1 protein-coding gene is annotated in these 533 nt (G+C 66.8%); it reads left to right on the plus strand.

Annotated elements, in window-relative coordinates; all coding sequences use genetic code 11:
* Nucleotides 1-533: TonB-dependent receptor (locus tag JNK74_30070; protein ID MBL7650416.1), on the plus strand; the 533-nt coding region annotated here is incomplete at both ends.

Raw genomic sequence — 533 nt, forward strand, 5'->3', positions numbered from 1 at the left:
GGTCCGCGAGCTGTCTGCGGCGCTCTATGCCGAGTCACGTCTGCGGTGGACAGACGCCAGCGAACTTCTGTTCGGTCTCCGGAGCGACCACTACCGGTTCAAGACCTCGGCGGCAGCCGGGGAGGCCTGGAGCGGTACGGTGAACGACACGTTGGCATCGCCCAAGGTGGGGCTGACGCACAAGCTAGCACCCAACGTAGCGGTGTATGCGAACTGGGGCCGTGGGTTTCACTCCAACGACGCGCGCGGTGTGACGTCGCCGGACAGTCCTGCGCCGGGGCTGGTGCCCAGCACTGGCTCCGAACTCGGCCTGCGCTACGAGCGGGACCGTTTCAACATGACTGCGACGCTGTGGCGAATGAGCGTCAGCAGCGACTTGATCTTCGTGGGCGATTCGGGTGCCGTGGAACCGGCTGGCGCCACCCGCAGAAGCGGGTACGAAGTGGCGCTCTTCTGGCGCGCACTGCCATGGCTCACGCTCGACGCGAACTGGACAGGCAGCCACGCACGGTTCACCAACTCGCCGGGGGCCG

The sequence above is a fragment of the Candidatus Hydrogenedentota bacterium genome (assembly GCA_016791475.1).
Taxonomy (GTDB): domain Bacteria; phylum Hydrogenedentota; class Hydrogenedentia; order Hydrogenedentales; family JAEUWI01; genus JAEUWI01.